We start from the raw sequence: 18,896 nt of genomic DNA, 5'->3' as shown, positions 1-18,896 counted from the left end.
GTCTAGAGCTCCGCGTAGAGTCGGCCGGGGTTGAAGATCCCTTGCGGGTCCAGCTGCGCCTTGAGCCGCTGGTGGTAGTGCAGCAGGGTCGGCGCCAGGGGCTGGAACGGGCTGTCTTGCAGGCCGTGGCTGTAGCAGCTGGCGTGGCCGCCGACGGCGCTGACGGCGGCGCGGATCTCGGCGGCCGTGGCCTCGGTCTTCAGCCAGCGCTGGGCGCCGCCCCAGTCCAGCAGTTGTTCGCCGGGCAGTGCCAGCAGCGGCGTGTTGTGCGGCAGCGACAGGCGCCACAGCGGCAGGCCGGGGTTGAAGAAGTCCAGCTGCTGTTCATTGAGCTGGCTCCAGTAGCCGGAATCCAGAGGCTCGCCGCCCAGGCGCTCATGGGCCGCCGCCACCGAGCCTTCGCCGCCTTCCAGGCGCAGGTGCAGGCGCTCGCCGTCATGGCAGGCGGCGCTGATCGGCAAGGGCTGCTGGCCCCATTCGGCCAGTTGCGCGAGGGCGCGCCGGCGGTCCATTTCCAGGCTCAGGCTCAGGCATTGCCGGGGCTTGGGCAGGACCTTCAACGAGACTTCGGTGATCAGCCCCAGGCAGCCGTAGCTGCCGGCCATCAGCCGCGACAGGTCGTAACCGGCGACGTTCTTCATCACCTCGCCGCCAAAGCGCAGGTGCTGGCCGCCGCCGCTGATGATCCGGGTGCCGAGGACGAAATCCCGTACCGCGCCGGCCCAGGGTCGACGCGGCCCGGACAGGCCACTGGCGAGCATGCCGCCCAGGGTCGCGCCGGCGCCGAAGGACGGCGGCTCGCAGGGCAGCATCTGCCCGGCGGCGTCCAGGGTGGCGTGCAATTCACTGAGCGGGGTGCCGGCCCGGGCACTGATCACCAGCTCCGTGGGGTCATAGCTGACGATGCCGCGATGGCTGCGGGTGTCGAGGATTTCCCCGGCGCACTCGCGGCCGAGAAAGGCCTTGCTGTTGGAGCCCTGGATGCGCAGCGGCGTATGGCTCTGCAGGGCGTCGCGCACCTGTTCCAGCCACGCCTCGGTGGCATCGAAATCGCTGTCCGTGCTCATCAGAACCGCTCCAGTTCGGGGAAGGGCAGTTGCCCGTGATGGATGTGCATGGCGCCGAATTCCGCGCAGCGTTGCAGGGTCGGGATGTTCTTCCCGGGGTTGAGCAGGCCGCCGGGGTCGAAGGCCGCCTTGATGGCGTGGAACAGGTGCAGTTCGTGGTGGTTGAACTGGGCGCACATCTGGTTGATTTTTTCCCGGCCCACGCCGTGTTCACCGGTGATGCTGCCGCCCACCGCCACGCACAGTTCGAGGATCTTGCCGCCCAGGGCCTCGGCCCGTTGCAGCTCGCCGGGCTGGTTGGCGTCGAACAGGATCAGCGGGTGCATGTTGCCGTCGCCGGCATGGAACACATTGGCCACCCGCAGCTGGTGCTCCTCGGCCAGGCGGGCGATGCCCCGCAGCACCCTCGGCAACTGCCGGCGGGGAATGGTGCCGTCCATGCAGTAGTAGTCCGGCGCCAGGCGCCCCACCGCCGGGAAGGCGTTCTTGCGCCCGGCCCAGAAGCGCACGCGCTCGGCTTCGTCGCGGGCCAGGCGCACCTCGCTGGCGCCGGCGCGTTCCAGCACCTGGCGCACCCGCTCGCAGTCGTCGTGGACATCGGCTTCCACGCCGTCCAGTTCGCACAGCAGGATGGCCTCGGCGTCCACCGGGTAGCCGGCGTGGATGAAGTCCTCGGCGGCGCGGATCGCCAGGTTGTCCATCATCTCCAGGCCGCCGGGGATGATCCCCGCGGCAATGATCTCGGCCACGGCGCGGCCGGCGGCTTCCACCGAATCGAAGGCCGCCAGCAGCACCTTGGCGATCTGCGGCTTGGGCAGCAGCTTGACCGTGACCTCGGTGATCACCCCCAGCAGGCCCTCGGAGCCGGTGAACAGCGCCAGCAGGTCGAAGCCCGGCGAATCCAGGGCGTCGCTGCCCAGGGTCAGGGGCTGGCCCTCGACGCTGAGCATCTGGACCTTGAGCAGGTTGTGCACGGTCAGGCCGTATTTCAGGCAGTGCACGCCGCCGGCGTTTTCCGCGACGTTGCCGCCAATCGAACAGGCGATCTGCGAAGACGGGTCGGGGGCGTAGTACAGGCCGAAGGGCGCGGCGGCCTGGGAGATGGCCAGGTTGCGCACCCCGGGCTGGAGCCTGGCACAACGCGCGGCGGGGTCGATCTGCAGGATGTCCTTGAAGCGCGCCATCACCAGCAACAGGCCGTTTTCCAGGGGCAGGGCGCCGCCGGACAGGCCGGTGCCGGCGCCCCGGGCCACCACCGGCACACGGTGCACATGGCAGATCTGCAGGATGCGCTGCACCTGGTCCAGGTGCCGGGGCAGGGCCACCAGCATCGGCGTGCTGCGGTAGGCGCTGAGGCCATCGCACTCGTAGGGCTTGAGCTGCTGCTCCTGGTCCAGCAGCTCGAGCTCCGGAAGCTGTTGGCGCAGCACCTGGATCAGGGCCTGGCGGTCGACCTCGGGCAGGGCGCCGTCGAGGCGTTCGTCGTAGAGCATGGTCATGGCGGCGAAGGACCTTGAGTGATTTTTATCAGGTCGCGACAGGGCTATCAGCGGGTCTGGTGTCCGTCCGTCTGCGCTGGCGCTGGCTGCACCACTTTAGTCGCTTGTGGCCGGGTAAGCGCAGCGGATTGACCTAACCTTTCCAAGTACTCGAACCCTGCGCTGAGCGCCGCCGTTTCAGGCGCTGCGCTGATCGAGTCTCATCCGAAAGAGGAACCCAGCCATGTCCAATGAAACCTGTGCCTGTCCGGCTTGCACCTGCAAGCTCGGCGCCCACCCGATCGTCCGTCACGGTAAGCACTACTGCTGTCAGGCGTGCGCCGATCACCACGCCCACGGTGAACCTTGTGCCTCCACCGACGGCTGCAAATGCGCCAAGGGCGCCCACGGCTGAAGCGGGCAGGGCGGGTGGAGCCACAGGGCCCCACCCGCATCGGCGGCGCCTAGACCGAAGGGCGCCAGGTGACGTTCTCGATGCCGAACTTCTCGGCCATGGGCTTGCTGGTTTTCTTTACCCGTTCCCGGCCGAAGCGGCCGATGCGTCCGACACCGGCATCGCAACTGGCCCAGTGCCAGGCCTCGGCGTTGTCCATCTTGTCCTGGCGGATGATGAAGGACTTGGGCGCGCCGTGAAGGGTGTATTCGATGACGAAGAGTTTTGCGTTGTTCATAGAGCCGTTCTTCCTCCCTGTGATTCTTGAGTGATCCTGCGGGCACCAAAAAATTCACTTTGATTGTCCGACTCTGGCGCCAACGGTCGTTGCCCGGGCGTGGACCGGCCCAAGGCCGAGGCGATGCCGCCGGGCCCCTGAAAGCTGCCTGTTCCCGGGGTGCTTTCCGGCGGCTGGCGGGCGCTGCAGACGCTGGTTACCATGAGCCCCCGCCGACCCGTTGCGAGCTTGTCATGGCCCTGGCCACCCCTCCCGATCTGAGCGACCCCGCGATCCCCGTGCAACCCCTGGCTCGCACCTATCCGCGCGGGTTGTTCATCGAGCCCCACGAACACGCCTGGGGCCAGTTGCTGTACGCCATGAGCGGAGTGATGTGGGTCGAGACGCCCACCGAGGCCCTGGTGGTGCCGCCGCAGCGGGCCGTGTGGCTGCCGCCCGGGGTACGGCACGGGATTCGTGTGGTCAGCGACTTGCAGATGCGCAATATCTACTTGCGTCCGTCCCTGGCGGCGACCCTGGACCCCAGCGTCCAGGTGCTGCAGGTGGACAACCTGCTGCGGGAGCTGATCGTGCGCCTGGTGGAGCTCGACCCGCCGCAGCCGGAGTACTACGAGGCGCTGGTCGCGCTGGCTTTGCTGGAGCTGCAACGGGCCCGCCGCTCGCTGCTGAAGATCGCCCTGCCGGACGCTTCCGACCGGCGCCTGAGCAGCCTGTGCCAAGCGGTGATGGCGGCACCGTCCCTGGCCATTTCCTTTGAACAGCACGCCGACGCTGCAGGGGCCAGCGTGCGCACCCTGGCGCGGCTGTTCAAGGAACAGTTGGGCCTGGGCTTTGCCGAATGGCGGCGCCAGGTGCAACTGGCCACCGCTGCCGCGGAGCTGATCCAGGGGGTACCGGTGAGCCGCATTGCCCTCGAACTGGGCTATTCCCCCAGCAGCTTCAGCGACATGTTCCGTCGCGAACTGGGTGTTGCGCCTTCCCAGTACGCCAGCGCCAACCTGGGGTAGCGGCGCCTGCCCAGCGTGCCCTTCGGGCCCGTTCGCAGCCTGCGGTAGCGGCTACATAAACCGCGAGCCCTCGGCAACCCTGTAGCCGCTGCCGAGCCTGCGAGACTGCGCCCGCCGACGCCGTCGGCGCAAAGGTCCCTCATCCCTCACTGAAACAACGCGGCGGCCGCCCAGCGTGCCCTTCGGGCCCGTTCGCAGCCTGCGGCAGCGGCTACACAAACCGCGAGCCCTCGGCAACCCTGTAGCCGCTGCCGAGCCTGCGAGGCTGCGCCCGCCGACGCCGTCGGCGCAAAGGCCCCTCATCCCTCACTGAAATAACGCGGCGCCTGCCCAGCGTGCCCTTCGGTCCCGTTCGCAGCCTGCGGCAGCGGCTACATAAACCGCGAGCCCCCGGCAACCCTGTAGCCGCTGCCGAGCCTGCGAGGCTGCGACCGCCGACGCCGTCGGCGCAGAGGCCCTCTCATCCCTCACTGAAACAACGCGGCGGCCGCCCAGCGTGCCCTTCGGGCCCGTTCGCAGCCTGCGGCAGCGGCTACAGGTTACGGTCTTGGCCGAAATCCTGAAGCACTTGGCCGATGCCGCTAGCGCTCGCCACCTAGACTTTGTCGCACACGCCACATCACCCCGGCACGGACGCCACGGCTTCTGGAGCGCCATATGAATTACCTGATCTCCCTGGCCGCCGGCCTGCTGGTCGGCCTGCTTTACGGCGCCTTGCAGGTGCGTTCCCCGGCGCCGCCGGCGATTGCCCTGGTGGGCCTGCTGGGCATGCTCGGCGGTGAGCAGTTGTGGCCGCTGGGGCGCCAGTTGTTGAGCAGTTGGCTGTCCTGAACACGCGCTTTTTAACCCCTGACCCATGGAACCGATGATGAAAGCACTGCAATTTTCCGCTACCGGCGACCTCGCTGCCCTGCACGTGGTGGACCTTCCCACGCCGCTGCCGGGCGCCGGCCAGGTGCTGGTGCGCATCCAGGCCGCTGGCCTCAACCCCAGCGACGTGAAGAACGTGCTCGGACGCTTTCCCTACACCACGCTGCCGCGGATTCCCGGGCGGGATTTCGCCGGGGTGGTGGAGCAGGGGCCGGCCGAGCTGATCGGCCAGGAGGTCTGGGGCACCGGCAAGGAGCTGGGTTTTTTCGCCGACGGCAGCCATGCCCAGTACGTGGTGCTGTCCGCCCAGGGCGTGGCCCGCAAGCCACGGCACCTGAGCTTTGCCCAGGCCGCGAGCCTCGGGGTGCCGTACACCACCGCCTGGGATGCCCTGGAGCGCAGCGGCGTGACGGCCGGTACGCGGCTGCTGGTGATCGGCGGCGGTGCAGTGGCCACGGCGGCCCTGGCCCTGGCCAAGGTGCGCGGGGCCCGGGTGCTGGCGGCGGCGCGCCGGGCCGAGCAGGTCCAGGCGCTTTCGGCCCAGGGCTATCCGACCCTGCACCTGCAACAACCGGAAACCCTGGCGGCCCAGGTGGAGGCGGTGCATCCCGGCGGCGCCGAAGTGATCTTCGACACCACCGGCTTCTGGCTGCCGGCGGCAGTGCCGGCCCTGGCCGCCTTTGGCCGCATCGCCATCATTGCCGCGCCGGTGGACGGGCATGTGCAACTGCCGGCCCTGGCCCTGTACCGCAAGGGCGGCTCGGTGGTGGGGATCAACTCGCTGTTGTATGGCGTAGAGGCGTGCGCGGCGATGCTGGAGCAGTTCGGCCGCTACTTCGATGAAGGCCTGCTGCCGCTGCCGGAAGGCTTGGTCGAATCGCCCCTGGAGCAAGGGCTGGAGCGCTACGCCGAAGTGAACCAGGGGCGTGGCGAGAAAGTCATCCTCATCCCCTGAGCGCCCACGCTGCAGCTGCGCCCCGTAGGAGCTGGCTTGCCAGCGAAGAGGCCCCTGAGAGCGCCTTCGCCGGCAAGCCGGCTCCTACGGGTTGTGGGGCTTGAGATTGCTTTCGCCGGCAAGCCGGCTCCTACGGGTTATGGGGCATGGGATCAGGCTTCGGGGACGCCTGTTTCCCAGGCCGACCAGTTGTCGAGAATGTCCTGCACCAGCGGATTGCCGGCCCGGTAGAGGTTCTCCAGGGCCGGGACAAAGCCGCCCTGGTCGGCGTACTTGAGCAGGTTGTCCACTTCACTGGCCCCCGGCGCCGGGCGGTCGAAGTCGGAGCCGGCGCGCAGTACCGCCAGGCGCTGGATGTCCACCAGGCCCTCGCGGCTGGCCCGCAGCAAGGCTTCGTAGGTGGAGTTGTCTTCCTGCTGGGTGGTGCAGTAGGTGCCTTTGTTGTCGGTCAGCAGGCGGGTCCAGACCTCGGCCCGTTCGCTGAGGCGAGTGCCGGAAAACCAGGTGTTGCCGGCCAGGGTGTCGCAGCGGGTCACCACCGGCGGCTGGTTGGCCGGGGCCTTGGGGTATTTCAGGCGCCAGGCCGCCGATTGCGGGCTTTCGCTCAAGCTCACCCGCTGGCTCAGGGCGAAGGCCTTGGCTTGCAGTTTCGGGTTCAGCTCAAAGACCTCGGTCTTGTAGTCCAGGGGCGGTTTTTCGTTCGGCCCCTTGGTGTTGATCCCCAGGTAGCCGGTGGGCCAGTCCTTGGGTGCATCCCGGGAGTCGAGTTCCCACTGGGTGCCGAATTCCACCAGGTAATGGGCCCAGGCGGCGGTGCCGAGGGTGCCCTGGTGCGGGCTGATGCCGGCGATCCCTGCAATCAGGAAATAGCTTTTGCGCAGGTCGAACTTCGGCGACAGGGCCAGGGCCAGGGTCGACGCCGCGGCATTGGCCTGGCCCATGCCGGTGGTCAACAGGCACACGTCCCGGTCGTTGCAACGAATGACCGGATACTCCGCCGCCAGCCCCGGCACGCGGATCTCGCGCTTGAGCTCCAGGCGCTCGATCCAGTGCTGCGCTTCCGGCGCGAACATGCTGATCAGCACCACCTTGGGCCTGATTGGTGCCTCGCCGGCCCAGGCCCCGCTGACCATCAGCGCGCTCAAACCCAAGACCCACGAAACGGTTTTAATCCCACGCATACAACCTCCTTCATCTTCAGAAATATCAAGCCTCAAGCTACAAGCCTCAAGCTACAAACAGACGGCGCTTGCCGCTTGCCGCTCAAAGCTTGCCGCTGCCTCTAGAACTGATAACCGACCCCCGCGTAATAGCCCCAGCCGTTGGAGCGGGCGCGAAACTCGCCATCGCCGAAATTCAGCACGCTGCCGTCCTCCCAGTTGCCGCCGTTGTGAAAGTAGCGGCCCACCAGGGTGAAGCGCAGGTGGGTGAAGGAGTAGAGCAGCACGTTGGTGGCCACCGTGGCATTGGCGGTGCGCGCCGGGTTGTCCTGGTGCAGGTCGGAGCCGAAATCGAAATTGGTGAAGCCGATGTAGGTCAGCGAGGCGCCGTTGCTGAAGGTGTCGATGGGCACGATGTATTTGAGCTGGGCGCGGTAGCCGTCCCAGGAATACTCGTTGCTGGCGCCGTAGTTTTCCCACTGGTAGCGGCCGTAGAAGTTGGCCGAGAGGTTGACCCGCGAATGGGTGTCGATGTCGGTGCCCAGGCCGCTGTACAGGGTGTTGGCGCGGTTGGCGGTGCGGCTGCCGTGGTCGTAGATCCAGTCGAAGGCCACATACCACTCCTTGAACGGGCCGATGGCCAGGCTGCGACCGGCCAGGTAATCGATGGAGATCCGCGGTTCGTGCTCCATGAACAGCGGCGAGCCGTGGTCCCAGATGCCCTTGTCGTGGCTGTTGCCGATGTCGAGGATCTTCGGCAGGTCGATGTAGCCGTACAGCTCGAAGGGGCCCTTGCGCCCGAAGTATTCGTATTCCAGGTAGACGTCGTCCGCCGGGCGCGGGCCGAAGCTGATGTCCTTGCTGCCGATCAGCATCAGGTCCTGGTTGTACCAGTCGGACAGGTAGGCGCCGTTTTTGCCCGGTTGCACATCGGCGCTCAGGCTTTCGCCCTGGGCGGAGTCGTCCATGGGGGCGGCGGGGGGCTGGGCCAAGGCGCTGGGTAGTCCGGTAACGCTGGCCAGCCATATCGAAACGGCCAAGGCGCGGCGGGCCGCGTGGCGTCGCAGAGGGTTGTGCATGAAAGTCCCTGTTCCCGTTGTGTGAAGTCCCTGGTGTTCGCCCTCTGCGGAGGAAAGTGGCGAACACCCACAAAATTACCACTCGCAAACGTTTGCATAGGGCGTACCAAGTTGAAATAACCCTTGAATGCAAAAGTTCCGAACAGCCCGGGAAAGGCGGGGCGTGGTGAGTGCGGCCCCGGGGTGAGGACAGCAGGGCGCAGCCCCGTCAGAACCTGGGGAGCGAATCGGATTGGCTATTACCTATGGGAATACAAAGGGCGGTATTTTCTATTATCCAGTAATGACGACCCTGGCTAGGATCCGGACTCGCTGGCGGCCGTTTGCTGCGGCCCCGGCGCCCCAACCATCGACACCGAGGGATCGTCATGCACCATTTTGCGCCCTGTACCCGGGAGCAGATCCAGCTGTTGGATCAGTCCGACCCGCTGGCCTTCTGTCGCCAGCGTTTTACCTTGCCGCAACACAAGGTCTACCTCGACGGCAACTCCCTGGGGGCGATGCCGGCCCACGTGCCGGCGCGCCTGGAGCAGGTGCTCAAGGTGGAGTGGGCCCAGGGCCTGATCAACTCCTGGAACGACGCCGACTGGTACCCCGCGCCACAGCGCACCGGGGCGCGCATCGCCGGACTGATCGGGGCCCAGGGGCACGAAGTGATAGTGGCCGATTCCACCTCGATCAACCTGTTCAAGGTGCTGGTGGCGGCCCTGCGCATGCAGCCGTCGCGCCGGGTGATCCTGGCGGAAAACGGCAACTTTCCCACCGACGTGTACATCGCCCAGGGCGTCGCGGAACTGACCGGCTGCCGGCTGCAGTGCGTTGATCCGGAGCAGATCCTCGACACCCTCAGCGACCAGGTGGCGATCCTCTCCCTGACCCACGTCAACTACAAGACCGGCCGCCGCTACGACATGGCGGCGATCACAGCGCGGGCCCACGAGCTGGGTGTGCTGGTGGTCTGGGACCTGTGCCACTCGGCCGGTGCCATGCCGGTGGAGCTGAACGCGGCCGGCGCGGACTTTGCCGTGGGTTGCGGCTACAAGTACCTCAATGGCGGCCCCGGCGCGCCGGCCTTCGTGTTTGTCGCCGAGCGTCACATCGCCCAAGTGCGCCAGCCGCTGACCGGTTGGCACGGGCACGCCAGCCCCTTTGATTTCAGCCATGACTACCAGCCGCACCCGAGCCTCGACCGGATGCTGGTGGGCACCGCGCCCCAGTTGGGTGTGCTGGCCCTGGAAGCGGCGCTGGAGGTGTTCGACGGCATCGACCTGCAGGCCTTGCGCAGCAAGAGCCTGGCCTTGTCCGAGCTGTTCATCCGCCTGTGTGACGAGCAACTGGCCGGGCTGGGCGTGCAGTTGCAGACCCCGCGCGATGCCGAGCAGCGCGGTAGCCAGGTGTCGCTGAGCCACCCCCAGGCCTACCCGGTGATGCAGGCCCTGATCGCCCGGGGCATCGTCGGCGACTTCCGCGCGCCGGACCTCCTGCGTTTCGGTTTTGCCCCGCTGTACAACCGCTTTGAAGACATCTGGGCCTGCGTCGGCGCGCTGCGGGAGATCCTCGTCAGCGAGGAGTGGAACCAGCCGCAGTTCCTGGCCCGCAAAGCGGTGACCTGAACCCCGTGCCCAGCCTTGGAGCAAGAGTGTCATGACAAAAACAATACGCACCTTCAAACAAGTGGCAGACCGTGAACAAGGACTCAAGCAAAGCCTGAGCAGTGGCCAGCTGTCGATGATCGCCATCGGCGGGGCGATCGGCACCGGGCTGTTCCTGGGCAGCAGTTTCGCCATCGGCTTTGCCGGCCCCAGCGTGCTGGTGAGCTACGCCATCGGCGCGGTGATCGCGCTGCTGCTGATGGGCTGTCTGGCGGAAATGACCGTGCGCCATCCGACGTCCGGCTCGTTCGGTTCATTCGCCGAATTCTATGTGGCGCCCTGGTTCGGCTTTGCCATCCGCTACGCCTACTGGGCCTCCATCGTGTTTGCCGTGGGCACGGAAATCACCGCCGCGGCGATGTACATGAAGTACTGGTACCCGGACGTCCCCGGCGGTTACTGGATGCTGGGTTTCTCCCTGGCGCTGATCCTGGCCAACGCCTTCAGCGTCAAGGTGTTCGGCGGCATCGAGTATGTGTTCTCGCTGCTCAAGCTGTGCGCCATCCTGGTGTTCATCCTGCTCGGGGCCTGGGTGGTGTACGGCGCGGCGCCCGGCTCGGGCATCGGTTTTGCCAACTACAGCAACGACGGCGGCTTCTTTCCCCATGGCGCCTGGGGCACCTGGGTGGCGGTGATCGTGGCCTTCTTCAGTTACCTGAGCATCGAGATGATCGCCGTGGCCGCGGGCGAGGCCAAGGACCCGGAACGTGCGGTGACCCGGGCCTTTCGCATCACCGTGGTGCGCCTGGTGGTGTTCTACCTGCTGACCATCGCCCTGGTCCTGGCCATCGTGCCCTGGAGCCGCAACACCGGTGGCGAAAGCCCCTTCGTCATGGTCATGGCGGCCACCGGCATTCCCTATGCCGGCGGGGTGATCAATGCGGTGATCCTGGTGGCGGCGCTGTCGGCGATGAACAGCCAGCTGTACATCACCACGCGCCTGATGTTCAGCCTGTCCCGGGCCGGCCAGGCTCCGGCGCTGTTCGGGCGCCTGAGCCGCAACGGCGTGCCCCTGGCGGCGCTGCTGCTGTCGTCCCTGGGGATTGCCCTGGCCACCTTGCTGTACCTGGCCTACGCCGACCAGGCCTTCACTCTGATGATGTCGATCGCCATGTTCGGCGCCATGTTCACCTGGGCCGGGATCTTCCTCACCCACCTGTTCTTTCGCCGGCAACAGGGCCCCGAACCCCTGGCGTTCAAGCTCTGGGGTTACCCCTGGACCAGCCTGGGAGGGCTGTTGCTGATGCTGGCGGTGATGATCACCACGCTGTTCACCGAGCAGTTCTTCCTGACCCTGGTCTGCGGGCTGCCGTTCCTGGCGCTGATCCTGCTCATCTACTACCTGCGCTTTCGCGGTAAGCGCCCGCTGGACGCCGCGGCGCCCAAGCCGCTGCCGATCCAACCCTGAGTCCCGGACCACCTCGTTCGCGGGAGCCGTCTGGTCGGCGAAGCGGTCCGTGTGATCGCCTTCGCCGGCTTGCCGGCACCTACGGGACCTTTGGACCCCTGCCGATCCCTGTCGCCACTTCTACAAAAACAATAATCCACAAGGGTTTTGCCATGTCTGACGTAATGCGCCGTTCACCGCTTTTGCTGTTGCCGCTGCTGGGTTGCCTGCCCTGGACCGTCCACGGGGCCGAGGAGGAGCCGGCCGGTTTCATCGAGGACAGCCATCTGCGCATCCAAGCCCGCAACTACTACCTCAACCGCAGCGTTCAGGACGGCCGTGCCGACCGCAAGGACTGGACCCAGGGCTTTATCGGCCGCTTCGAATCCGGGTTCACCCAGGGCACGGTCGGCGTCGGCGTGGATGCCTTCGCCACCCTCGGGCTCAAGCTGGATGCCTCCGGGGGCAAGACCGGCACCTACAACCTGCCGATTCACGACAACGGCAAGCCGGCGGACGAATATTCCAAGGCCGGGGCCGCGCTGAAATTGAAGGTTTCCAACAGCGTGCTGCGTTTCGGCGAACAGTCGGTGGACACCCCGGTGTTCGCCGTCGGCCACAACCGGCTGATTCCGGAAACCGCCACCGGCTTTGCCCTGGACAGCCAGGAACTGGACAAACTCAAGCTGCAGGCCGGGCATTTCACCTCGGCCACCGGTCACGTCACCACCAACAGCAACGGCGATCTCTGGGCCTTCTATGCTGGCGTCACCACACCCTCGGTGGATTACCTGGGCGGCCAGTACCGGTTCACGCCTGACTGGGGCGCCAGCTTCTATGCGGCGCGTTTCGCCGACATCTGGAACCAGTACTACGCCAACCTCAATGGCCGTACCGACCTGGGGCAGGGCCAGCAGGCCGGTTTCGACCTGAACCTCTACCGCACCCTCGACACCGGCCGGGCCAGAGCCGGCGCCATCGACAACACCACCCTGGGTGCCTCGGTGTTCTATGGCCTGGGCGCCCATCGCCTGACCCTGGCGCTGCAGAACGTCGACGGCAACACCCCGTTCGACTACCTGGGGGTGGGCGACCTGGACCGCAACGGCCGCAATGGCCGCGACCAGGGCGCCTCGATCTACCTGCCCAACTCGGTGCAGTACTCGGACTTCAACGGCCCCAACGAACGCTCCTGGCAACTGCGCTACGACCTGTCATTGGCCGGCTACGGCATGCCCGGCTGGAACCTGATGACCCGCTACCTGCGCGGCTCCGGCATCGACGGCACGCACACTCCGGCAGGCAGCGCCTACGCCGGGATGTATGGCCGGGATGGCGTGCACCGCGAGATCAACTTCGAAGCGCGCTATGTGGTGCAGAACGGCCCGCTCAAGGACCTGAGCTTTCGCCTGCGCCAGACCTGGCACCGGGCCAATGTGGCGCAGGGCGAGGGCAATATCGATGAGTTCCGGCTGATTACCGATTACCCGATCGATATCTTTTGAGCGGGTGGCGGTCTGGAGTGCGCGTGCTCGGGCAGGGTGCCAAGCTGAAACCAGGCCATGGCCCGTCGAGTGGGCAGGGGCGCCGGGCCACCTGAACGGTGGCCCGGCGCTTGTCGTTTAAAACGCGTAGCTGGCCTTCAAGGTCATGCCGTTCGAGTCGAAACCGCTGCGGGCCTGATAGTTGTAGCTGGCGCCAATCACCAGAGACGACACGGCGTAGTTCAGGCCAACCGCTGCTTCATAACGGTCACGAGCCACCGAGGCTCCGGTCACGGTGAAGGATGAGCTTCCCAACACGAAGCTGGAAGTCTGGGCGACACGGTCGCCGATCACGTCGTGGTAGGTCATCAGACTGGCTTCGGGCTCAAGCCGCCCCTGGGCCAACGGCCAACTGCCGGCCAGGCGCAGGCCGGCCCCCAGTTCGCCGATTTCATAACGTTGGGAGTCGTTATCAAGAGCGGCAGAGGAGCCATGCTCCTTGAAACCTTGCATGCGTACGTTGGCATAACGAGCCGCCACACGAGGTTCCAGCAGCGCGTTGTCGCTGAGTGTGAAGGTGTAGCCACCGAGCAGGCTCATGGACAGCAAGTTGCTGTCATAGCTGCCTTTGGCAGTGGTGCCGGCGACATGACGTTTGCTGTCGTTCTCGTTTTGGCCATAGCTCAGGCTGCCGTCCACGAACCAGTTCTGCAGCGCCCAGTTGCCATACAGCGTGAGGGCATTGCCCTGTGCATTGGTCTTGTTGTTCAGGTCCGAATGGATATTGGCATTGTGGTAGGCGTAGGCGACCCCCAGGGTGGTGGTGGGACTGACCCGGCCATCGACGCCGACCACCACGCCGCTGCTGTTGGCGGAGTAACCGTTGCGCTGGTCGCGGCGATCCTGCTCCAGGTCGCTGCTCAGCCCTTGTACCCAGACGCCGCGATCATGACTTGGGGCGCTGTCGAGCACGTCGCTGCGCTGGTGATCCAGGCGGTTGAAAATGGCACTGTTGACCTGATTCTGCGCCTCCACGGCTGTATCCAGCACACCGCGATTCACATCGGGTTTCAGCCGTTCGCCCTGTGCGGCGAGGCCAGCCGCGTTGGACTGGGTCGCCAGAGCTTGAAACACCGGATCGCTTTCGCTCAGCCGCCCCAGGATCTGGTTCTTCAGCGTGTTCACCACCGCCGCCGTGGTCGGGTCTGCACCTTGGGCGAGCAGGGCCTGTTGAATCTGTTGGTCGCTTTTCAAGCCCACCACGGCCGAGACGGTCTGGGTATCCGAGGCATAGCTGAGTACGTCCAGCAGTGCCGACTGGCTGGCCACGCTCAGGCCGTTGTCTTGCACGCTGCCGGCTTTGAGCAGGGTGTACCGGGTCCCTGCGGCAGTGGCCTGGAATTCGCCGGGGTTGGCGCTCAGCGTCAGCTTCGAGTCTTGGGCGAAGGTCGCGGTGCCGCTGACATTCAGATAGGGCGTACCCGGCAGCACACTGTCAGCCAGGCGCATATCGATACCGGCGCCGCTGCTGACCGACAGATCGCCGGTGAGGGTGGTGCCTTGGGCGGCGAGGTTCAAGGAACCCGAGCTGATCGACAGCGGCCCGACAATCCGCTGGCCGTTGAAGTTTGCCTGTCCGGCAACATTGATGCTCGTGAGGTCAAGCAGGTCGCCGGTAATCTGGCCGCCGGTCCAGTTCAGTAGCGCCACATTGGCGCCATTGATCGCGATACCGCTGGTGCTGCGAATCTCGCCCGCCTGCTGATTGATTTCCAGGGGCGAGGTTTGCTCCGTTGCGCTCACGGAAATAGCGACGCCGTCAGCCAGGATTGTGCCGCGGTTGATGATGCCCCGGGCTCCCGCGGCGGAGGTCTGGGTAAAGGTGGCGCCTCTGAGGTCGATGGCTGCTGCGTTTGTGCCTTTGCCTTCAATCGTGCCGGTGTTGAGCAGGTAGTCGACGGTGCCGTCATAAAAAATAATCGAAGAAGCGTCCCTACCCGTGGCTGACATCAGGCCGCTGTTTTCGATCTTCAGGGCGCTGGTCTTGGTTTCTATATCCATCGCGTTGGATTCAGCGCCGTTGACACGAATGCTGCCGGAGTTGAGCAACTTGCCGCCGATGAATATGGGTTGCATTTCTGAGGCATCAAGTATCAACCCAACGGCGTCATCGCCGGAAACATCAATGGTCCCGGTATTGGCAATGTCGCCCATCACCCTTGCCCTGTTGACGAACATGCCTTCGAGATTCGGCGTGAAAGCCGGATTGTCTTGAGCGGTAATCGTGATCGAACCGGAGTTTATGACGCTTGCGCCGATCGTCACGCCGCCGATTTCGAAGCCGTTGACATTGTGCGCATTGATAAAGGTCAGCTTGCCGTCCTGCCTGACATCTCCTGAGATGGAACCACCCGTTGCAATGGGATTGGCGACAAAGCTGTCTATCTCAAGGCCACGAGCGTTGGTCACGCCGTCGAAAGTGATGTCCGCCTGGTTGATCAGCGAGCCTTGAATATCGGTTCTGGTGAACGTCGCTCCCGCAACACCCCCTGGCACCTGTGGTGCGGGGGGCTCTGTCTTGGTGACCTGTCCGGTCAAGGTCACCGACTCGCTGAATGATCCGCCTGTCCAGCTGTTCTGCCCCGACCCCAGATTGAATTCAACGGCCGCGGCCTGTGTGCCTACCGCTCCCACCATCAAGGCGATGAGGGACTTCTGAAACCTCTTGCTCTGCATGCGTACTCCATTACTGAACGATGCTGCCATGATCCTCGGCAGGTCTTTGAAACCGTTGAAACACGGAAAAGCACCGAGTGCTTTGACGTTGTGGAAGGTCAACGCGACGCAAAATCAACGGCGATGACGCGCCTCGTTGTTCAGGTCGCCCTGAAACAGCCGGGCGATTTTCCTTGAGCGCAATCGATTTTTAAATAAGGAATTTCTCTAATCCTGCGTAGAAATGTCACCTGAGAGCCGGTGCTGTGCACTGCGCTGCACTGCGCTGCGAGCGGCTTGAAAGACGCAGACTGGCCGGCTCGCCGAGCCGGCCATGGAGTAGGGTTACAGCGCCGCTTCGGGTTCTGCCTGCAACCTTTGCTGCAGACGTTGCATCGTACCCAGCGCCACCCCCGCCAACACCACCGGCACCGCGATCCAGGCGAAGAAGTGCTGCAGGTCGCCAGCGTGGTTGAACAGCCAGCCACCGAGCAGCGAGCCGACGATGGAGCCGGCGCGGCCGGCCGCCAGGGCCCAGGCCACGCCGGTGGCCCGGGAGGCGGTGGGGTAGAGGGTGGCGGCGACCACGCTGAGGTTGTTCAGGGCGCCGGTGAGGCTGAAGCCGGCCAGGAACACGATCGCCAGGGTGCCGGCGGCGCTGTGCAGTTGGCTGCCGGTCAGGGCCAGGGCGCAGGCGGCGATCAGGCACAGCCAGGGCAGGATGCGCAGGGCGCCGATGCGGTCCATCAGCAGGGCCATGGCGATGCCGCCGAGTACGCCGCCAAAGGGGATCATGGCGCTGATCCGTGCCGCGCCGCCGGTGTCGTAGCCGCTGGCCCGCAGCACCGTGGGCAGCCAGTTGGTCAGCAGGTAGAACACGAACAGGCAGCAGAAGAACGTCAGCCACAGCAGCAGGGTGCGGGCCAGTTGGCCGGGGCTGAACAACGCTGAAAGCGGCGAGCGTGCGCCGGTCTCGCCGCTATCGCCCACCAGTCGCCCCCGTTCCCAGTCGGACTGGCCGCTGATGCGGGTAACGATGCGGCGCAAGGTGGCGGTGTGGCGCGGGCTGTTGGCCATGAAGCACACCGACTCCGGCAGCGCCAGGTACAGCACCGGCAAGAGCAGCAGGGGTGCCAGGCCGCCGATCAGCAGCAGGCCCTGCCAGCCCACCCGGGGCAGCAGTTCGCCGGCCACCGCGCCCCCCAGGGCCAGGCCCAGGGTGAAGCCGGAATAGCTCAGGGTCACCAGCAGCATGCGCCGCCGCGCCGGGGAGTATTCCGAGCTGAGGGTGATGCAGTTGGGCAGCACGCCGCCCAGGCCGATGCCGGTGACAAAGCGCAGCAGGCTCAGCACTTCGATGTTGGGCGAGAGGGCCGAAGCCAGGGTGCCCAGGCCGAAGATCGCCACGCAGGTCAGCAGCACGGCCTTGCGTCCGTGGCGGTCGGCCAGGGGGCCAAAGCAGAAGCTGCCCAGGAGCATGCCGAACAACCCGGCGCCAAAGGCCGGGGCCAGTTGTGCCCGCTCGATGTTCCAGTGCTGGATCAACTCCGGGGCGATGTAGCCGATGGCGGCCGTGTCGAAACCGTCCAGCAGCACGATCAGGAAGCACAGCAATAGCACCCGCATTTGCAGGGGTGACAATGGACTGCGGTCGATGAGCTCGCTCAGGTGTTGCGTTCGCTCGTACATGGGTGGCTCCTTATAGGTTTTGTTCGAGGCGGGCATGGGGTGCCCGCCGGATGACCACGGTGACGGGTGCAGCGAGGGGGATGGGGGGCCGAGTGCGGGCACTCAGTACAGGTTGAAAAAGGCCTGGGCGTTGCTGCCGAGCAGGCGTGCCTTGTCGGCTTCGGCCAGGGTCGGGTGGTCGGCGATGCCGCTGCCGATACGCTGTTCGCCGAGGGGGAAGGGTGAGTCCGAACCCAGCATCACCCGTTCACTGCCCATCACTTCCACCAGCAGTTTCAGGGCGCCGGGATCGAACACCGCCGAGTCGACAAAGAAGCGTTTGACGTAGCTGGACGGCAACTGCGGGCAGTCTTCGCGGACGATGTCGCGGTGACGCCAGGCGTTGTCCACCCGGCCCAGGAGAAAGGCGAAGCCGCCACCGCCGTGGGCGAAGCAGATGCGCAGGGATTCGGGCAGGCGCTCGAAGGCCCCGGAGAGGATCAGCGACAGAATCCCCAGCTGGGTTTCCGCCGGCATCGCCACCAGCCACGGCAGCATCCATTTGCGCATGCGCTCGCCGCCCATCATGTCCCAGGGGTGCACCAGCACCGGGATCTGGTTACGGGCGCAGTGATCGAGAAAGGTCACCAGATGATCGTGGTCCAGGTCGTGATTGCCCACGTGGTTGCCGATCTGCACGCCGACGTGGCCGATGGCCTGGGCCCGGCTGGCTTCGGCGCAGGCGGCGTCCAGGTCCTGCAGTGGCACTTGGGCCAGGACCTTGAGCCGGGGTTCGTGGCCGGCGGTCATGGCCATGGCCCGATCGTTCATCAACTGGGCCCAGGGCAGGGCCCGTTCGATGGGCGCGTCGTAGGCGAACATCACCGGCGTGGCGCACATGATCTGCAGGTCCAGGCCTTGCTCGTCCAGGTGCTCGACACGTCGCGCCGGGTCCCAGAGCACGTCGTGCACCGGACGAAAGGCTTTGTCGCCGACCATGATCTGGCCCCGGGCGCCGTCCTTGTGCAGCCAGGGCGCGCGCACCGGGTCCAGGCGTGCGGCCTCGGCCTGGCTGATGTCGGGGAAGAAGTGCGAATGCATGTCGATTTTCATAAGGGGGTCGCCGCCTTGAGGGTGTGGTGCCAGGTCTGCCAGTCGCGGCCCGGATGGATTTCGCCGCAGCCGCTGCAACGCCGCTGCTCCTGGCTGGTGGCGTAGAACTCTTCGTAGACCGGCGGCAGGTCGTTGACGATGCTCTGCAGCTGCATTTCATAGCGCTGGATCAGCGTGCCGCAGCGGGCGCAGGACCATTGCAGGGCGTCCAGCAGGCCCACGGGCCGCTGGCGCTCCACCACCAGGCACAGGCTGCCGGGCTCCGGGCGTTGCGGGGAATGGATGACGTGGGGCGCCATCAGGTAGATGTCGCCCTCGCGCAGGTCGATGCGTTCGTAGCGGCCGCGGTCCCAGATGTTCAGGTAGGCATTGCCCTTGAACTGATAGAAGAACTCTTCCATGGGGTCGTCGTGAAAGTCGGTGCGCTGGTTGGGGCCGCCGACCACGGTGACCATGAAGTCGGCGTCCTGCCACACCTGACGGTTGCCCACCGGCGGTTGCAGCAGATGGGCATGTTCATCCAGCCAACGGTTGAAGTTCAGCGGTGCGCTGTAGTGGTGCTTGTCCAT

At 65.8% G+C, this 18,896-nt stretch carries 16 protein-coding genes; 7 read left to right on the top strand and 9 right to left on the bottom strand.

The features are described 5' to 3' along the window. Positions 1-2 precede the first annotated feature (2 nt). Both glcE and glcD read right to left on the bottom strand, forming a co-directional pair. Positions 3-1,067 (bottom strand): glycolate oxidase subunit GlcE, encoded by a 1,065-nt coding sequence (glcE, locus tag L1O02_RS19645; protein WP_129406795.1) that lies wholly within the window; start codon positions 1,065-1,067, stop codon positions 3-5. Continuing rightward, positions 1,067-2,566: a glycolate oxidase subunit GlcD gene (gene glcD, locus L1O02_RS19640; protein WP_235758546.1), complete on the bottom strand. Its 1,500-nt coding sequence runs from the start codon at positions 2,564-2,566 to the stop codon at positions 1,067-1,069. The genes glcE and glcD overlap by 1 nt, the downstream gene beginning before the upstream one ends. A 223-nt stretch (positions 2,567-2,789) precedes the next feature. On the opposite strand from glcD, the gene L1O02_RS19635 reads away from it, so the two are divergent. Further along, positions 2,790-2,960, top strand: coding sequence for a metallothionein (locus L1O02_RS19635; RefSeq protein ID WP_082729216.1), 171 nt, complete (start codon positions 2,790-2,792; stop codon positions 2,958-2,960). Positions 2,961-3,009: 49 nt separating this feature from the next. Here the strand turns inward: L1O02_RS19635 and L1O02_RS19630 are convergent, their stop codons facing one another. Next, positions 3,010-3,237 carry a DUF6555 family protein gene (locus tag L1O02_RS19630; RefSeq protein ID WP_060838588.1) on the bottom strand — a complete coding sequence of 76 codons (228 nt, stop codon included), beginning with the start codon at positions 3,235-3,237 and terminating at the stop codon, positions 3,010-3,012. A gap of 233 nt (positions 3,238-3,470) precedes the next feature. Here L1O02_RS19630 and L1O02_RS19625 point away from each other — a divergent pair, with 233 nt between their 5' ends. From L1O02_RS19625 to L1O02_RS19615, 3 genes are all read left to right on the top strand, one after another. Beyond that, complete coding sequence (locus L1O02_RS19625) at positions 3,471-4,244, top strand: helix-turn-helix transcriptional regulator (RefSeq protein ID WP_060838589.1); 774 nt, start codon at positions 3,471-3,473, stop codon at positions 4,242-4,244. Between the two features lie 657 nt (positions 4,245-4,901). Further along, on the top strand, positions 4,902-5,075 hold the full coding sequence (locus L1O02_RS19620) for a DUF1427 family protein (RefSeq protein ID WP_016965498.1): 174 nt from the start codon (positions 4,902-4,904) through the stop codon (positions 5,073-5,075). Between the two features lie 37 nt (positions 5,076-5,112). Further along, positions 5,113-6,069: a zinc-binding alcohol dehydrogenase family protein gene (locus L1O02_RS19615; protein ID WP_060843127.1), complete on the top strand. Its 957-nt coding sequence runs from the start codon at positions 5,113-5,115 to the stop codon at positions 6,067-6,069. 152 nt (positions 6,070-6,221) lie between these two features. Here L1O02_RS19615 and L1O02_RS19610 read toward each other — a convergent pair whose 3' ends face one another. Both L1O02_RS19610 and L1O02_RS19605 read right to left on the bottom strand, forming a co-directional pair. Next, on the bottom strand, positions 6,222-7,250 hold the full coding sequence (locus L1O02_RS19610; protein ID WP_108542775.1) for a purine nucleoside permease: 1,029 nt from the start codon (positions 7,248-7,250) through the stop codon (positions 6,222-6,224). 101 nt (positions 7,251-7,351) lie between these two features. Continuing rightward, positions 7,352-8,308 (bottom strand): nucleoside-specific channel-forming protein Tsx, encoded by a 957-nt coding sequence (locus L1O02_RS19605; RefSeq protein ID WP_108542777.1) that lies wholly within the window; start codon positions 8,306-8,308, stop codon positions 7,352-7,354. Positions 8,309-8,676: 368 nt separating this feature from the next. On the opposite strand from L1O02_RS19605, the gene kynU reads away from it, so the two are divergent. The 3 genes from kynU to L1O02_RS19590 all read left to right on the top strand — a co-directional run bounded on the left by kynU (position 8,677) and on the right by L1O02_RS19590 (position 12,852). After that, entirely contained in the window at positions 8,677-9,921 is a 1,245-nt protein-coding gene (gene kynU / locus L1O02_RS19600; protein WP_108542778.1) for a kynureninase, read from the top strand. A 31-nt stretch (positions 9,922-9,952) separates the two neighbouring features. Beyond that, positions 9,953-11,368 (top strand): amino acid permease, encoded by a 1,416-nt coding sequence (locus L1O02_RS19595; protein WP_060843131.1) that lies wholly within the window; start codon positions 9,953-9,955, stop codon positions 11,366-11,368. A gap of 152 nt (positions 11,369-11,520) precedes the next feature. After that, entirely contained in the window at positions 11,521-12,852 is a 1,332-nt protein-coding gene (locus L1O02_RS19590; RefSeq protein ID WP_235758545.1) for an OprD family porin, read from the top strand. A 117-nt stretch (positions 12,853-12,969) separates the two neighbouring features. Here the strand turns inward: L1O02_RS19590 and L1O02_RS19585 are convergent, their stop codons facing one another. The 4 genes from L1O02_RS19585 to L1O02_RS19570 all read right to left on the bottom strand — a co-directional run bounded on the left by L1O02_RS19585 (position 12,970) and on the right by L1O02_RS19570 (position 18,896). Continuing rightward, positions 12,970-15,567 (bottom strand): autotransporter outer membrane beta-barrel domain-containing protein, encoded by a 2,598-nt coding sequence (locus L1O02_RS19585; protein ID WP_235760262.1) that lies wholly within the window; start codon positions 15,565-15,567, stop codon positions 12,970-12,972. 324 nt (positions 15,568-15,891) lie between these two features. Then, the gene (locus L1O02_RS19580) at positions 15,892-17,235 is read right to left on the bottom strand and encodes an MFS transporter (protein WP_235758544.1); all 1,344 of its coding nucleotides are present in this window, start codon (positions 17,233-17,235) and stop codon (positions 15,892-15,894) included. Positions 17,236-17,337: 102 nt separating this feature from the next. Beyond that, positions 17,338-18,327, bottom strand: coding sequence for an amidohydrolase family protein (locus L1O02_RS19575; RefSeq protein WP_235758543.1), 990 nt, complete (start codon positions 18,325-18,327; stop codon positions 17,338-17,340). Beyond that, positions 18,324-18,896, bottom strand: a complete 573-nt coding sequence (locus tag L1O02_RS19570) for a 3-hydroxyanthranilate 3,4-dioxygenase (RefSeq protein ID WP_060838598.1) — start codon at positions 18,894-18,896, stop codon at positions 18,324-18,326. Before L1O02_RS19570 ends, L1O02_RS19575 begins: the two co-directional genes overlap by 4 nt.

Source organism: Pseudomonas sp. BC42, from assembly GCF_021560055.1.
Classification (GTDB): Bacteria; Pseudomonadota; Gammaproteobacteria; order Pseudomonadales; family Pseudomonadaceae; genus Aquipseudomonas.
The sequence above is the reverse complement of the archived record's forward strand: the minus strand, read 5'-3'. Positions and strand labels throughout refer to the sequence as shown.

What these genes read in the sequence shown, in the direction of transcription:
- L1O02_RS19570 (WP_060838598.1), bottom strand. Translation starts at nt 18,896, where the DNA reads ATGGACAAGCACCACTACAGCGCACCGCTGAACTTCAACCGTTGGCTG.
- L1O02_RS19590 (WP_235758545.1), top strand. Translation starts at nt 11,521, where the DNA reads ATGTCTGACGTAATGCGCCGTTCACCGCTTTTGCTGTTGCCGCTGCTG.
- L1O02_RS19615 (WP_060843127.1), top strand. Translation starts at nt 5,113, where the DNA reads ATGAAAGCACTGCAATTTTCCGCTACCGGCGACCTCGCTGCCCTGCAC.
- L1O02_RS19635 (WP_082729216.1), top strand. Translation starts at nt 2,790, where the DNA reads ATGTCCAATGAAACCTGTGCCTGTCCGGCTTGCACCTGCAAGCTCGGC.
- L1O02_RS19630 (WP_060838588.1), bottom strand. Translation starts at nt 3,237, where the DNA reads ATGAACAACGCAAAACTCTTCGTCATCGAATACACCCTTCACGGCGCG.
- L1O02_RS19610 (WP_108542775.1), bottom strand. Translation starts at nt 7,250, where the DNA reads ATGCGTGGGATTAAAACCGTTTCGTGGGTCTTGGGTTTGAGCGCGCTG.
- kynU (WP_108542778.1), top strand. Translation starts at nt 8,677, where the DNA reads ATGCACCATTTTGCGCCCTGTACCCGGGAGCAGATCCAGCTGTTGGAT.
- L1O02_RS19605 (WP_108542777.1), bottom strand. Translation starts at nt 8,308, where the DNA reads ATGCACAACCCTCTGCGACGCCACGCGGCCCGCCGCGCCTTGGCCGTT.
- L1O02_RS19625 (WP_060838589.1), top strand. Translation starts at nt 3,471, where the DNA reads ATGGCCCTGGCCACCCCTCCCGATCTGAGCGACCCCGCGATCCCCGTG.
- L1O02_RS19585 (WP_235760262.1), bottom strand. Translation starts at nt 15,567, where the DNA reads ATGCAGAGCAAGAGGTTTCAGAAGTCCCTCATCGCCTTGATGGTGGGA.
- L1O02_RS19575 (WP_235758543.1), bottom strand. Translation starts at nt 18,327, where the DNA reads ATGAAAATCGACATGCATTCGCACTTCTTCCCCGACATCAGCCAGGCC.
- L1O02_RS19620 (WP_016965498.1), top strand. Translation starts at nt 4,902, where the DNA reads ATGAATTACCTGATCTCCCTGGCCGCCGGCCTGCTGGTCGGCCTGCTT.
- glcE (WP_129406795.1), bottom strand. Translation starts at nt 1,067, where the DNA reads ATGAGCACGGACAGCGATTTCGATGCCACCGAGGCGTGGCTGGAACAG.
- L1O02_RS19595 (WP_060843131.1), top strand. Translation starts at nt 9,953, where the DNA reads ATGACAAAAACAATACGCACCTTCAAACAAGTGGCAGACCGTGAACAA.
- L1O02_RS19580 (WP_235758544.1), bottom strand. Translation starts at nt 17,235, where the DNA reads ATGTACGAGCGAACGCAACACCTGAGCGAGCTCATCGACCGCAGTCCA.
- glcD (WP_235758546.1), bottom strand. Translation starts at nt 2,566, where the DNA reads ATGACCATGCTCTACGACGAACGCCTCGACGGCGCCCTGCCCGAGGTC.